The organism is Aeromonas sp. R4-1 (assembly GCF_040908325.1).
In the GTDB taxonomy this organism is placed as follows: domain Bacteria; phylum Pseudomonadota; class Gammaproteobacteria; order Enterobacterales; family Aeromonadaceae; genus Aeromonas; species Aeromonas veronii.
The window spans coordinates 1-14,482 of record NZ_JBFODM010000078.1 but is presented as its reverse complement, the minus strand read 5'-3'; the positions used below and the strand labels follow the sequence as shown (position 1 = coordinate 14,482).

Here is a 14,482-nt window from a genome sequence, read left to right as displayed (position 1 = left end):
TTATGACTTATGGCTGGTGTCACTGGTCGATGACTGGGGGGCCGCCCATGTGGTCGCGGGGGCGCTGTAGTCCATCACCTGATACCAGTCGAGCGTGCGGGTCAGCAGCATGATCAGCGCCAGGGTGGCGAACAAGAGCAGGGCCCCGAGCAGCAGAGCAATCTCTTCGGCTTGCAGCAGGCTGTAGAGGATGGCATAGACCAGCCCGAGCAGCGCAGCAAAGCCGATCCCCTGCTTCGGGCCGCCCAGCACATGACTGAGGTAGAAGCCGTTGAGCAGCACACTGGCCAGCGCGGCCACCAGATAGGCCCAGCCAAAACCGAGGTGTTCGGTCAGCGCCAGCAGCACCAGATAGAAAATGGCCAGCCCCATGCCCACCAGCGCGTACTGGATCGGGTGAACCCGCAGCCCCTTGAGCAGCTCGAACATGAAGAAGCTGATAAAGGTGAGGCCGATAAACAGCAGGGCATATTTGGCCGCCCGTTCGTTGAGCTGATAGTGATCCACCGGCTGCACCAGACTGACGCTGAAGGTGGAGAGATTGCTATCGCCCCCGTTCATCATCCGGTTGAAGCGGGTCTCCATGTCGCTGGCGAACCAGCTGGTTTGCCAGTTGGCCTCAAACCCTTGCGGGCTCAGGGTGCGACTGCCCGGCAGAAAGTCACCGATAAAGTTGGGGTGGGGCCAGTTGCCCGCCAGCTGCAGGGTGCTCTCCTTGCCCAGCGGGACTATGTCGAGGGCGTTCATCCCCTGTAGATTGAGCTCCAGATGGAAGGTGCCATCCTGCTGCGGCAGGCTGTCGAGCGGGGCATGGATACCGGCCAGCGCGTCACCGAGGCGGGCGCCGGGGGCAAACGGAATCCGCTGTGTGCCGAGTTGCAGTTCGGGGACGCTGTTGATACCGCGGGCATCGGAGAGCACCAGGCTCAGGTAGGGTTTGCCCACCACCAGCTCGGCCGTTTCATCGAGCGGTGAGGTCGCGTCATTCAGCAGACTCTGCCGGGTTGGCAGGCGGCCTGAGAGGGAGAGCCGGGTCTGATAGACCTGCGCCTGATAGATGCCCAGCTTGCGCGGGGTCACCTCCATGTTGGCCCTGATATCCAGTTGCTCCGGCAGCAGGTAGCGGTAGATCTGCTCCTGACGGACGAAGCGCTTGCCCTCCTGCTCGACCGTCACCGAACGGGTATAGGGCTGTACGATAATGGGCCCCATCAGCCGTTGCGGGCCGCTGCTGCTGGCCATGATGCTGTGAATGGCCTGACTGCGGTAAGCCTGACGCTCCCGGTTCAGCTCCATGATGGATTGCACCGGCACCATCAACAGCAAGCTGAGCAACAGCAGCAGAAATATCTTGTGGGTGAATATCTGTTTGACCATGACACGTCTCCTTGTTGGATGGAGTGAGTCTGTCAGTCCGGCGTGAAGTGGTGATGGGCTTGTGTGAAGTGGCGGTGAACTGTTGAAAAACGGCGCCATTAGGCGCCGTTGGATTGTTCAGGGGTGGGAGCGCACCAACCGAGCGGCTTGGGCGAAGCGATCGGTGTGGCCGTCGATGAGCCCGTGCATAAAGTCGATGTAGTAGACCAGTTCCGGCATCTCCTCAATAGAGCTGGAGGTCCAGTAGGGGGCTGAATTTTCCCCGTTGTCATGGATATCGGAGAAGAAGCGCGGGTCTGTCATCGGCGCCCGGCAATCTTCGTCGAGCAGGGTGAAGAGCTCCTCGATGGTGGGGAGTCGCCACCCCTCGCCAAGGCGGGCAGCTTCATCTTTGGCTTCAAGCAGCGTCAGCAGGGCCGGTGTGCCCACGCAGCCTTTCCCTTTCTGCCACTCGCTGCCCAGGCTGCACGCCTGCCATTCGAGGTGGTTTAGCCGATCATGGATGACTTCTCCCTGCCGACTCAGGCGGTCGGAGAGATCACAGGCAGCCAGCGCCATGCTGGCCGGAAGCCAGAGCAGCAATAGAAATAATTTCATGTTTGTCTCGTTTACGAATGGCGGTCAGCCCGTCGCTGGTGGGCTGACCGTGGTTATCGGGGTTTATCTGGCGGGAAGCGATCTCACTGCTTTTTAAGTTGTGCAGGCAGGGCGGCCAGCACCTCTTCTTTCGCTTTGAGGGAGGCGAACTGCTTGCCGGGCTTTTGCACCACGGTATGGACGAAGATTAGCTGCTTGCCCGGTTTGCTGGCCCAGCCGACGAACCAGCCGATCTGCTGATCGCGGTTGAGGCTGCCATCCAGCTTCTTCGGGTAGCCCATGCCGGTCTTGCCGTGGATCTGCCAGCCGTCGATCTCGCTCACCTTGAGGATATTGGCGGTGTATTGCAGGGTCTGCGCCGAGACCGGCAGCTTGCCGCTCAGCATCTTGCCGAGGAAGCGAGCCTGCTCCTCCGGACTGATGGCGAGGCTGGAGCTGAGCCAAGCCTGGGTCAGGCCGTCATGTTTGCCCGGATTGCCGGAGAGATCCCGATTGCCGTAGTCGAAGCGGTCGACATATTGCTGGAAGCGCTCCATCCCCAGCCATTCGGTGATCTGCTGGGAGAACCAGACGACCGAGTAGGTTTCCCAGCGGCGTGGGGTAGTGGTTTCGCGCCAGGCGGGCAGCCAGCCGTCATAGCTCGGTTTGTAAGGCAGTGCCGGATGCTCTTCATCCACCAGATAGCCACTGTCGTAACCCATCAGCGCAAGCGGGATCTTGAAGGTGGACGCGGGCGGTAGCTGGCTGGAGCAGTCCCCTTCGCTGGAGAGGGTCTGGCCGTTGCCGTCAGCATAGATAAAGCAGCCGCTGGCGGCGGAGGCTGGCAGGGCTGCGAGCAGACCGGCAGCCAGCAGGCTGGAGAGAAGCAGGCGGGACATAGCATTTCCTTGAGCAAATGGATGAGAGAAAGCGGCAGTCTAATGCCGCTTTGTGTGGGGAATGTGAAGTTGCGGGGGGACTAGGTGAACGGCAGCCAGAGTTCCGCCAGCGCGCCTCCCTCCGGCTGGTTGCTCAGGGTCAGACGACCGCCATGCTGGTGGGCTACTTCATGGGCGAAGCTGAGCCCCAGACCACTGCTCTTGCCCTTGTCCGGGCGCGGCAGGGAGTAGAAGCGCTCGAAGATGCGCGGCAGGGCGTAGTCGGGAATGCCGGGGCCGCAGTCGGTGACCCGAAAACAGTAGCCCTCCTCCTGCTGGCTGCCGCTTAGGGTGACTTGCCCGTTGGCGGGAGAGAAGTCGATGGCGTTATCCAGCAGGTTGCCGATGGCCTGCTCCACCAGCAGCGGATCCCACTTCTGTTTCGGCGCGCTGGCCAGCTCGGCCACCAACTCGACCTGACGGCGCTGGGCAATGATCTGGCGGGCATCGAGGGTGCGCTTGCCCAGTTTCGCTGGCTCCACCGACTGGCGATCCAGCCCCTGCCCCGACTCCAGCCGCGCCAGTTGCAGCATTCGCTCGATCAGCTGCTGCATGCGGGCGGTTTCCAGATTGATGTTGCCGATAAACCGTTTGGCAACTTCGGGGGGCGGCGTTTCGGCCAAAATCTCCCCTGCCCCGCGAATGGCGGCCAGCGGGCTCTTCAGCTCGTGGGTCAGGCTGTGCACATAGGCTTCGATGTAGCTTTTGCCATCGAGCTGGTGGCGCATGGTCTCCAGCGAGCGGCCGAGCCGATCCAGCTCGACGGTGTGCAACTGCGGCAGCGGTGCCGCCTCCCCCTTGCTGACCGAGTCGGCATAGTGCACCAGCTTGCCGATGGCGCGGTTGAGCCACCACACCAGCAGGCTGCCGATCAGCAGCGAGATGAGCAGCATCTGGCCGCCGGCCCGCAGTAGCTCCTGTTCCCCGCGCTCGATGGCTGGCATCAGGGTGCGATTGGGTTTGGCGACGGTGAGGGAGCCGATGATCTCGGCCCCTTCCCGCAGCGGCGCCGCCACATACATGGTCGAGCTGGCAGCATCATCGGGATCGGTGCGGGTGCTGCGGGCGCCATACTGGCCGCGCAGGGTGCGGTAGACATCGTTCCAGCGGGAATAGTCCTTGCCCAGATCCGTGCCGTCGGAGTCGTAAATCACCACACCTTGCCGGTCAGTGACATAGATGCGGTACTCCGCCTGCTGCTTGAGGTGGCCATCGATCATTGCATTGATGGGATTCTGGTTGAGGCGGGCGAAGGCGCTGGCCAACCGCCCGTTCATCATATTCCCCTCTTGCAGATCATCGAGGGCGAGCGGCGCCAGCAGCTGGGTCATGTCTACCAGAGTATCCTCGGTGGCGCTGCGCACCCCGGGTTTTATCTCCTCGACGAAGATCTCCAGCACGAACCAGGCGGCCAGCGCGAAGATCAGCAGCAGGCCGCACAGCAGTTGCAGCCCGAGTCTCATGCCAGCTCCAGGCTGTAGCCCAGCCCGCGGTGGGTGAGGATCAGGTTGGCCTCGGGATCATGTTCGCGCAGCTTGGCGCGGATGGTCTTGATATGGGTATCTACGGTGCGATCCAGACTCTCCTCCGCATCCTGCCACACCAGATCCATCAGCTGCTGGCGGGAGTAGACCCGCCCCGGCGCCAGCATCAGGGTCTTGAGCAGCAGATATTCGTAACGGGTGAGGGCCAGCGGCTGACCGCGAAAGTGAATGCGGGCACGCTCCTCATCTAGCACCAGCAGGGCGCTGGGCTGGGGGGCAACGGGCTGGCTGCGGCGCAGGATGACCCGCACCCGGGCACACACTTCCCGTGGCGAGAAGGGTTTGGCCACATAGTCGTCGGCACCGATCTCCAGCCCGATCAGTCGGTCTATCTCCTCGCTGCGGGCGGTGAGGAACATCAGGGGAATATCGGTCAGCGCCCTCACCTGCTTGCAGAGTTCGAAGCCGCTGATGTCGGGCAGCCCCACATCGAGGATCAGGAAGTCGGGTCGCGTCTGTTCCAGTCGTGTCAGCAACTGCTGGCCCAGCATGAACCACTCCACCTCGAACCCGTCGGTCTGCAGGGCGTAAATCAGGGTGTCGGCGATGCTGGCCTCATCCTCCACCAGCCAGATGACTCTCTTTTGCATGGCATCCTCGTCGCAAATTGGCACCCCATTCTGGCATCGAACCAAATCGGATCCTATTTGCTGTTTTATTTTTCCGAAAAAGGGGCTAATATTTCGATATTCTTTCGAATCGAAACTTAAAAATGACCAAGCGTAATACTCAACAACGCCGACACACCATAGTGACCTTGGTACAAGAGCAGGGTGAAGTGAGCGTCGACGCCCTCGCCAAACACTTTTCTACCTCCGAAGTGACCATCCGTAAAGATCTGGCGGTACTGGAGACCGGCGGTCTGCTGCTGCGTCGTTACGGTGGCGCCGTCCCCTTGCCGAGCGAGATGGTGGTCGAGGCCAATCCTGAACAAGTTTCGAACCGAAAGTTAGCCATTGCCCGTGCGGCGGCCGAGCGGCTGCGTGATCACAACCGCGTCATCATCGACAGCGGCAGCACCACCAGCGCCATGATCCCCATGCTGGGCAACAAGCGCGGCCTCATCGTGATGACCAACTCCCTCAATGTGGCCGGTGCCCTGCGCGAGCTGGAAAATGAGCCTACCCTGTTAATGACCGGTGGCACTTGGGACCCTCACTCCGAATCCTTCCAGGGGCAGGTGGCGGAACAGGTGTTGCGCTCCTACGACTTCGACCAGCTCTTTATCGGTGCTGACGGCATCGACCCGGAGCGTGGCACCACCACCTTCAACGAGCTGGTTGGCCTGTCGCGGGTCATGGCCGAGGTATCGCGGGAGGTCATTGTGATGGTCGAATCGGAAAAGATCGGCCGCAAGATCCCCAATCTCGAACTTCCTTGGTCGAGCATCCATACCTTGGTGACCGACGAGGGGCTGGCCAGCGAGGCCAGAGAACAGATTCAAGCCCAGGGGGTGACGCTTATCTGCGCCCCGGTCACTTGCTGACATCGAGCTCTGAACCATCCAACTGACTTTACGATTTGCATCTCAAGGAGAAGTGTATGTGTGGCATCGTCGGGGCTGTTGCCCAACGTGATGTGGCTGAAATTCTGGTAGAGGGCCTGCGCCGTCTGGAGTACCGCGGTTATGACTCAGCCGGTGTGGCCGTGTTCAGCGCCAACCAGCCGTTGCAGCGGGTTCGCCGTCTGGGCAAGGTGGCCGAGCTGGCCAAGGCGCTCGACGAGCAGTCCGTCCATGGTGGTACCGGCATCGCCCATACCCGCTGGGCCACTCACGGCGAGCCCTCCGAACGCAATGCTCACCCCCACGTCTCCGAGCATATCGTGGTGGTGCACAACGGCATTATCGAGAACCACGAAGAGCTGCGGGAAGAGTTGAAGGCGCTGGGCTATGTGTTCAGCTCCGACACCGATACCGAGGTGATTGCCCATTTGGTCCATCATGAGCTGAAGAGCGCCGGTAGCCTGCTGGCCGCCATGCAGACTGCGGTGAAGCAGCTGCGCGGTGCCTACGGTACCGTGGTGATGGACAGCCGCGACGACAGCCGCGTGGTGGTGGCCCGCTCCGGTTCACCGCTGGTGATCGGCCGCGGTATCGGCGAGAACTTTATCGCCTCCGACCAGATGGCGCTGCTGCCGGTGACCCGTCGCTTCATCTTCCTGGAAGAGGGTGATGTGGCCGAAGTGACCCGCCGCGATGTGCATATCTTCGATACCAACGGTAACGCCGTGGTGCGTGAAGAGCAGGAGTCCGAACTCTCCCACGATGCCGGTGACAAGGGCGAATACCGTCACTACATGCTCAAAGAGATCCACGAGCAACCCAAAGCGATCACCAACACCCTGGAAGGGCGTCTGGGCAGCGATCACGTGGTGGTCGAATCGTTCGGTAACGGCGCGCGCGCCATCTTTGACAAGGTCGAGCACGTACAGATCGTCGCCTGCGGCACCTCCTATCACTCCGGCATGGTGGCTCGCTACTGGTTCGAAGAGATCGCTGGCGTCTCCTGCGATGTGGAGATCGCCTCCGAGTTCCGCTATCGCAAATCGGTAGTGCGCCCCAACAGCCTGCTGGTGACCCTCTCCCAGAGCGGCGAGACTGCCGATACCCTGGCGGCGCTGCGTCTGGCCAAGGAATCCGGCTACATGAGCTCGCTGGCTATCTGCAACGTGCCGGGCTCCTCGCTGGTGCGTGAATCAGATCTGGCCTTTATGACCCGTGCCGGTGCCGAGATCGGCGTAGCCTCCACCAAGGCGTTCACCACCCAGCTGGCTGGCCTGTTGATGCTGGTGGCCTCGGTCGGTCACTGCCGTGGCCACCTGAGCGCCGCCGCCGAGGCTGAACTGGTCAAGGCGCTGCAAGCCCTGCCGCTGCGTATTAAAGAGAGCCTGGCGCTGGCCAAGGATATCGAAACCCTGGCCGAAGAGTTTGCCGACAAGCAGCACAGCCTGTTCCTCGGCCGTGGCAGCCAGTACCCCATCGCCATGGAGGGGGCGCTCAAGCTCAAAGAGATCTCCTACATCCACGCCGAAGCCTATGCCGCTGGCGAACTGAAGCACGGCCCGCTGGCGCTGATCGATGCCGAGATGCCCATCATTGTGGTGGCGCCGAACAACGATCTGCTGGAGAAGCTCAAGTCCAACGTGGAAGAGGTGCGCGCCCGTGGCGGTATCCTCTACGTGTTCGCCGATGCCGATACCGGCTTCAAGAGCGACGAGACCATGCGGGTCATGAACCTCAACCATGTGGAAGAGGTGATTGCCCCCATCGTCTATACCGTGCCGCTGCAGCTGCTCTCCTATCACGTTGCCCTGATCAAGGGGACTGACGTCGACCAGCCGCGAAACTTGGCAAAATCGGTGACCGTTGAGTAAGTCACTTTTGATAAGTCACTTTCTTGTGGGATGAAAATAAAGTTTCATCCCTACAAATAAAGTATCATCCTTGAAAATAGAGTTTCACCCTAAGCCAACGTGCGCTATGTTGATGGTATCAACTAGGGAGGGTGCGAATAAGCACCCTCCACAACGAAACTGAAAAATTTAGTTTATTAAATTCAAATGCTTACAAGGGCGCATTTTTATGTTTGGTGACTTATTCGCACCTTCCCTAGCCCCATGTAGTTTTATGGCACGGATTAGGATGATACTTTAGCTTCTATTTTGATCGAAAAAACGGCCACAAACGGCCGTTTTCTGTTTTTTAGGATGAAACTTTATTTTCATCTCACATTTCTGAAATGAAAAAGAGCCGCAATTGCGGCTCTTTTTGTTGCTGCTGAGGGTTACGACAGCCGCAGGTTGGTGATGGTGACCTCGTCGAGGGAGGGCACTATGATGCCGCTGGTGATCCCTTTGGCGATGGCCTGACTGCGGTTCTTTGAGTCGGTCTTGTTGGTCACCTGGGTCAGGTGAAAGTTGACCGTCCGCTCACTGATGCCGAGGATGGTGGCGATCTCCCAGGAGGTCTTGCCCTCGCTGGCCCAGAACAGACACTCCTTCTCCCGATCCGACAGTTCGGTCAGGTATTTCATCATATCCGGTCTGCTTTTGATCAGTTGCAGTGCGGAGTTGAAGATGTAGCTGGCGCAGAACGACAGCAGCGGGACATTTTCAAACATCAGGTCGGAGTTGGATTTCTCCTTGGTGATGAAAGAGAGGATGCCGTGCTCGCCCTGCGGGGTGTGCAGCGGAAAGGAGACGCCATTGCGTACCCCGAAATCGGCCGCAAGGTTCATCACGTCGCGGCTGGCGCTGGGTAGCCAGGGCGAATCGCAGTCGAGCTTGTTCCAGAAGATCGGCTGGGTCTGTTTCAGCCCCAGATAGACCACCGGATCCTGGGTCAGATACTGGTTTTCGCTGTAGGCGTCAAACCAGGTGGTCGGACAGTTGTTGAACAGTGCCACGTGGGATTTTTGCATGCTGATGGGGAAAATAATCAGCAGCCGAAAGTAATCAAAGCCCATTTGATGACTGAAGCGCTCCAGCAGTTGCTGGATATCACTGGTTTTTGTTGCCTTGGTGAACTTGTCGATATGTTCCCAGATCGCATCGTTGAGCATTACTTTCTCCTTTTTCGATCTCTATCACACTGATCGAAAAGATTTTTTATCGTTATTTATATTTGTGCGGTGGCTATTGGCGCCACTTATTCCGTGCGTGCTTAAAAATTATCCTGTTTTTGTGCATAAAGGCCAAGAAAATCCTCTCGTTGCCAGTCCGCCCTGCATTTGAGATAATGATAATAGTTATCATTAGTAAGATGTATTTCAATGAACAAATTATGGTGTGTGGCCCTGCTGCCACTGTCAGTCCACTTTGCTGCCATCGGGGATGAGCTGGTTGCTCCCGCCCTCAAGAACAGCATAGCTGCCGGGAAAGCCTCCCAGCAGCGGGTGGAAAAAGCCGCCGATGCCGCCGTTGCCGCACGACTGGAGCTGCAAAATGCCCAGCTGCAACTGCGCGACCTCGAAGCCTACAACCGCTACATGCAATCTCTGGTGGCCGATCAGCAAAATGAGCTGGGTAAATTGAGCCAGCAGCTGGAAGCGGTGCAAGAGACCCGTCAGGGCTTGATTCCGCTGATGTTGCAGATGCAGGCAGATCTGGAACAGCTGGTGCAAAACGACATCCCGCTGCGCAAGGAAGATCGTTTGGCGCGGGTTGAACAGTTGAAAGCGACCCTGGCTCGCGCAGACGTTAGCGAGGCGGAGAAATTCCGTCAGCTGCTGCAGGCCTATCAGATTGAAGCCGAGTACGGCAGCCGGATGGACAGCTATTCCGCCGAGCTGGAGCTAGATGGTGCTCCGCGTCGGGTCGATGTGCTGGCGCTGGGCCGGGTCTCCCTGCTGGCAATGACGGCCGATCGCAGTCAGGCATGGCGCTGGTCTGCCGAGTCTAAGCAGTGGCAAGCCCTCGATAGCCAGTGGCTCTCCCCCATCGCCGAGGCGATGGATGTGGCCGCCGACAAGAAAGTTCCCCAGTTGCTCAATGTCCCCCTCTCTGTCAGCAGCAGTCAGGAGGCCCAATCATGAGAGTCACCATGAAGTGGTTCCCCCTCCTTATTGCCCTCTCCTGCGGTACCAACGCCGCTGTCGCCGATGAGTGGCAGCAGCAGGAACAGGCTCGTGAACAGCAGGCTCAGCAAGATCTGGCGACCGTAGCCAAGGAGCTCGGCACTGCCCGCGCCAGACTGGCCGAGGCCCAGCGCCTGAGCAAGGAGCTGGCCGGCAAGTTTGCCAGTAACGAGAAGCAGCTGGTCGAGCTCAACGCCCAGTGGGAGCAAGCCTCCGGCGATATGAACGAGATCTTCGCGGTCACCCGTCAGGGCGCCAGCGATGCAGTCAAGCTGCTGAGCGAATCCGCCGTCGAGGGCCAGTACCCGGAGCGTCTCGCCCCGCTGAAAATCATGGCACAGGATAAACAGGTGCCGGATCGCGCCGCCCTCGCCCTGCTGCCCGCCACTCTGCTGCAGGAGATCCGCGAATCTGGCCGGGTTGCTCAGTTCAACGGCAAGGTGCTCGATGCCCAGGGGGCTGCCTGCGAGCAGTCGCTGACCCGGGTTGGCAGTTTTGCCCTGCTGGGGAGCGAAGGCTTCCTGCAACCGACCGCCGAAGGCTTGAGCCCGGTACTGGGTCTGCCCGGTAGCGTGCTCTCTGCCGTTGCGGCTTATCAGGGTCAGGAAGGGGAAGCGCTGCCGCTGGATCCTTCTCATGGCACTCTGCTGGCGATGCTGGCACAGGCGCCCACCTTCTGGCAGCAGGTACAGCAAGGTGGTCAGGTTGGCGCCATTATCGTGCTGCTGGCCGCCATCGGTCTGGGAATTGCTGCGGTACGGCTGTGGAGCCTCTCCCGCGAACTGGGTCGGGTGCGCCGCCAGCTCAAGAGCGGCGAGTATCACGCCGACAACGCCCTCGGCCGGGTGCTGACGGTGGCAGACAAACACCCCGAGCTGAGCATGGAGACCCTCGAACTGCGTCTTGATGAGGCGATCCTGCAGGAGACTCCTCGCATGGAGCGCGGCATCGGCATGGTCAAGGTAATCGCGGCCATCGCCCCCATGCTGGGTCTGCTCGGTACCGTGACCGGGATGATCGGCACCTTCCAGGCCATCACCCAGTTTGGTACCGGCGATCCCAAGATCATGGCGGGCGGCATCTCCATGGCACTGGTCACCACGGTACAGGGTCTGGTGGCGGCTATTCCGCTGATCCTGGCTCACAGCCTGCTGCAATCTCGCTTCACCGAGCTCTCCAATGTGCTGGAGCAGCAGGTGGCCGGCATTCTGGCCGAGCGCGCCGAGAGCAATAACGGCGGGATGGAGCGAGCAGCATGATGCTTGACATCTGGCAACAGCTGCAGAGCTTCATGGGCCGTGGCGGCCCTGTGCTCTGGGTCATTCTGGCCCTGCTGGTGCTGATGTGGATTTTGATGATCGAGCGGTTGCTCTACCTCAATCTGGGTTTTGGCCCCTTGCAGCAACAGCTGCTCGGCCGCTGGCAGGCCCGCAGCGAGTGCCACAGTTGGCACGCCCGGGCAATCCGCAGCCGCTGGCTGGCGCAGGCGGAGCTGGAACTGAACCGTCATCTGATCTTCATCCGCACCCTGGTGGTGCTCTGCCCCATGCTGGGGTTGCTGGGCACAGTGACCGGCATGATCGGTGTATTCGATGCGTTGGCTGCGGCCAACCGCTTTAACCCGGAGAGCATGGCGGGCGGGATCTCCCGCGCCACTATTCCCACCATGGCAGGCATGGTGGTGGCGCTCTCCGGCGTGTTGTTACTCAGTCGGCTCGAGAGTCAGGCCAAGCGTGCGCTGGCCAAGACCCGGGACGGCCTGCGAGAAGAGAAGGTAATGCAATGAGACGGCAATCCAAACGCCAGCGTGACGAAGTGCAGATCGACATGACCCCCATGCTGGATATCGTGTTCATCATGCTGATCTTCTTTATTGTCACCACCTCCTTCGTGCGTGAAGCCGGGCTCGAGGTGCACAGGCCCCAGGCCAGTCAGGCCAAGGCGCAGAAATCTTCCAGCATCATGCTGGCGATCGGGGCTCAGGGTCAGATCTTCCTCGACCGCAAGCAGGTCGATGTGGAGCGGGTACAGGCCACCATCGCCCGCCTGCTGGCGGAGCAACCCGATGCCAGTCTGGTGATCCAGGCCGATGAGCGAGTGCCCCACGGCAAGGTAGTGCGGGTGATGGATGAGGCCAAGGCGGCGGGTATTGCCAATATCGCCGTGGCGGTGGCGCCGAAATGAAATACAAGCTGATGAGCCTGGGGCTGGGGATTGCCCTCAGTCTGGGCATCCTGCTGTTCATGGCCACGCTGGTTGAACCGCCCCGGGGCGAGAAGGTGGCGAGCGAACAGAAGCCCATCGTCATCAATATGCAGAACGAGGTGACCGAGGTGCAGGTACGCGAGCGTCCGGTACCGCAGGAACCCGAGCCTCTGCCAGAGCCTCCCGCGGCATTGGCCTCGACACCGCTGCCGATGCCTGCCGCGGCCCCTTTGGCGGCCGTTGAGCCGAGTCTGGATCTGGTTTCCAGCCTCAGCGCGGTGCAGGTCTATGCCCCCGGAGTGGCGACCAGTACCGCACCGGTATTGAGTGGCAACTACCACGGCCAGCAGCAGGGAGCGGGTATCGGTGCCGGTGACATGCTGATGCCGCTGCAACGGATCGAGCCGGTCTACCCCTATCGTGCCCAGCAGTCAGGGATCGAAGGATTCGTCACCCTGCGCTTTAGCGTGAATGCTGAAGGTGGCGTGCAGGATGTGGAAGTGGTCGAGGCCAAGCCCAAGCGTCAGTTCGAGCGGGCGGCCATTCAGGCGATCAACAAGTGGCGCTATCAGCCGAGACCGGGCGCTACCGACAAGCTGGTGCAAGTCATCACGCTAAAATTCAAACTGGAGTCATAACTATGTTGCGGATCTGGATCTGTCTGCTGGCCCTGGTCGGCCAAGCCTGTCTGGCGATGGAGGTCAGCCCTCACTTCTCCCGTCAGCTTGAACCCGTGATGAAGCTCTATCAGTCCGGTCAGTGGCAACAAGCCCAGAGCAAGGCGTCCGGCCTCAAGCCAAATAGCGATGCCGAGCGTGCCTGGCTGGCGCAGTTGCAAGCCTCGCTGGCGGCCAATCTGCAACAGACCGCCCAGGCGAGCCGTTATGTCGAACAGGCTCTTGCCTATAAAGAGTGGCCCGAGCAACAACAGCTCCAGCTGCTGCGACTGCGCGGCGATATCCAGGCCCAGCAATCCAACTGGTCTGGTGCCATCGCCAGCTACAAGGCGGCGCTGGCGCTCAAGCAAGACGATGCGCTGCGCCTGCGTCTGGCTGGCCTCTATTACCACAACAAGCAGTACGGTGACGCCGCCAGTCAGAGCGAACAGTTGTTGAAAAAGGGTTGGCAGAAGCAGGCCGCCATCATTCGCCTCTCCGCCCTCACCGCTCAGCAACGTTATGGCGTGGCTGCTGATCAGGCGGCCGAGTTGATCAGCCACGAACCCAAAGAGAGCAAATGGTGGCAGCAGGCGGTGTCGCTCAACCTCTCCGCCAAACGTGGGGATCAGGCGTTGGCGCTGCTGCAGACTGCCATCGACAGAAAACTGATGGATGACGCGTCAGCCCGCAACCAGCTGATCCGCCTCTATGCCTGGCAAGGGCTGCCTTATCGTGGTGCCCGTCTGCTGGAGGCGGCCATGGCTAAGGGACAGATGAAGCAAAGTGCTGAAAACCGCCAACTGCTGGCCCAATTGTGGGAAGGTGCCCGGGAGTGGTCACAAGCAGTTGATAGCTGGCAGCAGCTGGCCAGCCTACATGGTCAGCCCAAAGCTGCCATGCGCGCCGCCGAACTGATGCTGCAACAGGGCAAGACTGATGCTGCCATGATCCAGCTCGCCGCCATCAAGTCGGTAAAAGGCGAGCAAGGCAATCGTGCCAAAGCGCTGCTGGTGCAGGCACACCTTAATAAGGAGCAGTATGCCCAGGCGCTGGAACTGGCCCGTGAGCTGCAGCAACAGGATAACTGGCAGCAGAAGGCAACCAGCTGGGTCAACTATATCCGGGCACAAAGCGAAGAATTGAGCAAAAAAGCGGCGTAAAAGAGGTGCCAAGGGGCTGTTTTGGGGCGTTCAGTTCGCTTTTTCAGCAAACGAACGCATTTTTGCAAAAAGCCCTTGTCATCCCGGCGCGGCTCCCTATAATGCGCCCCTACCAGCACGGCGGAACACGCCAAACTGATGAGCCAGCTTCCTAGCGAAGTGGGCGCCGAAAGAAAAGCGAAAACAATCGCTTGACTTTCGAAGTGAGAGGCGTAATATGCGCCTCCTCAACGCGGCAAGCGTGACGCTCTTTAACAATTTGAATCAAGCAATCTGTGTGGGCACTCACAGCATCGAACATCAAAAACAATTTTTGATTTTCAATGTCTGGTGAAGTGACCAAGACGATTTCTTAGCAATAAGAAGTCGAACAGTTTATTTCAGCAATTCATTGAGCCGCTTTTCGAAGCAACCAAACTTAAATTGAAGAGTTTGATCATGGCTCAG

14 protein-coding genes are annotated in these 14,482 nt (G+C 59.8%); 8 read left to right on the top strand and 6 right to left on the bottom strand.

Going from position 1 to position 14,482, the window contains the following annotated elements:
* From creD to blrA, 5 genes are all read right to left on the bottom strand, one after another.
* Positions 1-1,377 (bottom strand): cell envelope integrity protein CreD, encoded by a 1,377-nt coding sequence (gene creD, locus AB5Y90_RS14455; protein ID WP_307895862.1) that lies wholly within the window; start codon positions 1,375-1,377, stop codon positions 1-3.
* Positions 1,378-1,494: 117 nt separating this feature from the next.
* Entirely contained in the window at positions 1,495-1,974 is a 480-nt protein-coding gene (locus tag AB5Y90_RS14450) for a DUF1566 domain-containing protein (RefSeq protein ID WP_307895860.1), read from the bottom strand.
* 83 nt (positions 1,975-2,057) lie between these two features.
* A complete protein-coding gene (gene blaOXA / locus AB5Y90_RS14445) occupies positions 2,058-2,852 on the bottom strand; it encodes an OXA-12 family class D beta-lactamase (RefSeq protein ID WP_307895858.1) in 795 nt (264 codons plus the stop codon).
* Between the two features lie 80 nt (positions 2,853-2,932).
* Positions 2,933-4,354, bottom strand: a complete 1,422-nt coding sequence (gene blrB / locus AB5Y90_RS14440) for a beta-lactam sensor histidine kinase BlrB (RefSeq protein WP_307895856.1) — start codon at positions 4,352-4,354, stop codon at positions 2,933-2,935.
* On the bottom strand, positions 4,351-5,025 hold the full coding sequence (blrA, locus tag AB5Y90_RS14435; protein ID WP_013724228.1) for a beta-lactam response regulator transcription factor BlrA: 675 nt from the start codon (positions 5,023-5,025) through the stop codon (positions 4,351-4,353). Before blrA ends, blrB begins: the two co-directional genes overlap by 4 nt.
* Positions 5,026-5,147: 122 nt before the next feature.
* Between blrA and AB5Y90_RS14430 the strand changes: the two genes are divergently transcribed.
* Together AB5Y90_RS14430 and glmS are read left to right on the top strand one after the other, a co-directional pair.
* Positions 5,148-5,921, top strand: coding sequence for a DeoR/GlpR family DNA-binding transcription regulator (locus AB5Y90_RS14430; protein ID WP_005339356.1), 774 nt, complete (start codon positions 5,148-5,150; stop codon positions 5,919-5,921).
* Between the two features lie 56 nt (positions 5,922-5,977).
* Positions 5,978-7,810, top strand: a complete 1,833-nt coding sequence (gene glmS / locus AB5Y90_RS14425) for a glutamine--fructose-6-phosphate transaminase (isomerizing) (RefSeq protein ID WP_005355853.1) — start codon at positions 5,978-5,980, stop codon at positions 7,808-7,810.
* Between the two features lie 410 nt (positions 7,811-8,220).
* Here the strand turns inward: glmS and AB5Y90_RS14420 are convergent, their stop codons facing one another.
* The gene (locus tag AB5Y90_RS14420; RefSeq protein WP_005357256.1) at positions 8,221-8,997 is read right to left on the bottom strand and encodes a LuxR family transcriptional regulator; all 777 of its coding nucleotides are present in this window, start codon (positions 8,995-8,997) and stop codon (positions 8,221-8,223) included.
* A 210-nt stretch (positions 8,998-9,207) separates the two neighbouring features.
* Between AB5Y90_RS14420 and AB5Y90_RS14415 the strand changes: the two genes are divergently transcribed.
* The 6 genes from AB5Y90_RS14415 to AB5Y90_RS14390 are packed head-to-tail and all read left to right on the top strand — an operon-like array spanning position 9,208 to position 14,035.
* Positions 9,208-9,969 carry a DUF3450 domain-containing protein gene (locus tag AB5Y90_RS14415; protein ID WP_368167058.1) on the top strand — a complete coding sequence of 254 codons (762 nt, stop codon included), beginning with the start codon at positions 9,208-9,210 and terminating at the stop codon, positions 9,967-9,969.
* The gene (locus AB5Y90_RS14410; protein ID WP_368167056.1) at positions 9,966-11,270 is read left to right on the top strand and encodes a MotA/TolQ/ExbB proton channel family protein; all 1,305 of its coding nucleotides are present in this window, start codon (positions 9,966-9,968) and stop codon (positions 11,268-11,270) included. The genes AB5Y90_RS14415 and AB5Y90_RS14410 overlap by 4 nt, the downstream gene beginning before the upstream one ends.
* Entirely contained in the window at positions 11,267-11,797 is a 531-nt protein-coding gene (locus AB5Y90_RS14405) for a MotA/TolQ/ExbB proton channel family protein (RefSeq protein WP_307895850.1), read from the top strand. Before AB5Y90_RS14410 ends, AB5Y90_RS14405 begins: the two co-directional genes overlap by 4 nt.
* Positions 11,794-12,195 (top strand): biopolymer transporter ExbD, encoded by a 402-nt coding sequence (locus tag AB5Y90_RS14400; RefSeq protein WP_042082290.1) that lies wholly within the window; start codon positions 11,794-11,796, stop codon positions 12,193-12,195. Before AB5Y90_RS14405 ends, AB5Y90_RS14400 begins: the two co-directional genes overlap by 4 nt.
* A complete protein-coding gene (locus AB5Y90_RS14395) occupies positions 12,192-12,854 on the top strand; it encodes an energy transducer TonB (RefSeq protein WP_005339371.1) in 663 nt (220 codons plus the stop codon). Before AB5Y90_RS14400 ends, AB5Y90_RS14395 begins: the two co-directional genes overlap by 4 nt.
* 2 nt (positions 12,855-12,856) lie before the next feature.
* A complete protein-coding gene (locus tag AB5Y90_RS14390; protein ID WP_115523020.1) occupies positions 12,857-14,035 on the top strand; it encodes a hypothetical protein in 1,179 nt (392 codons plus the stop codon).
* Positions 14,036-14,482: the final 447 nt, after the last annotated feature.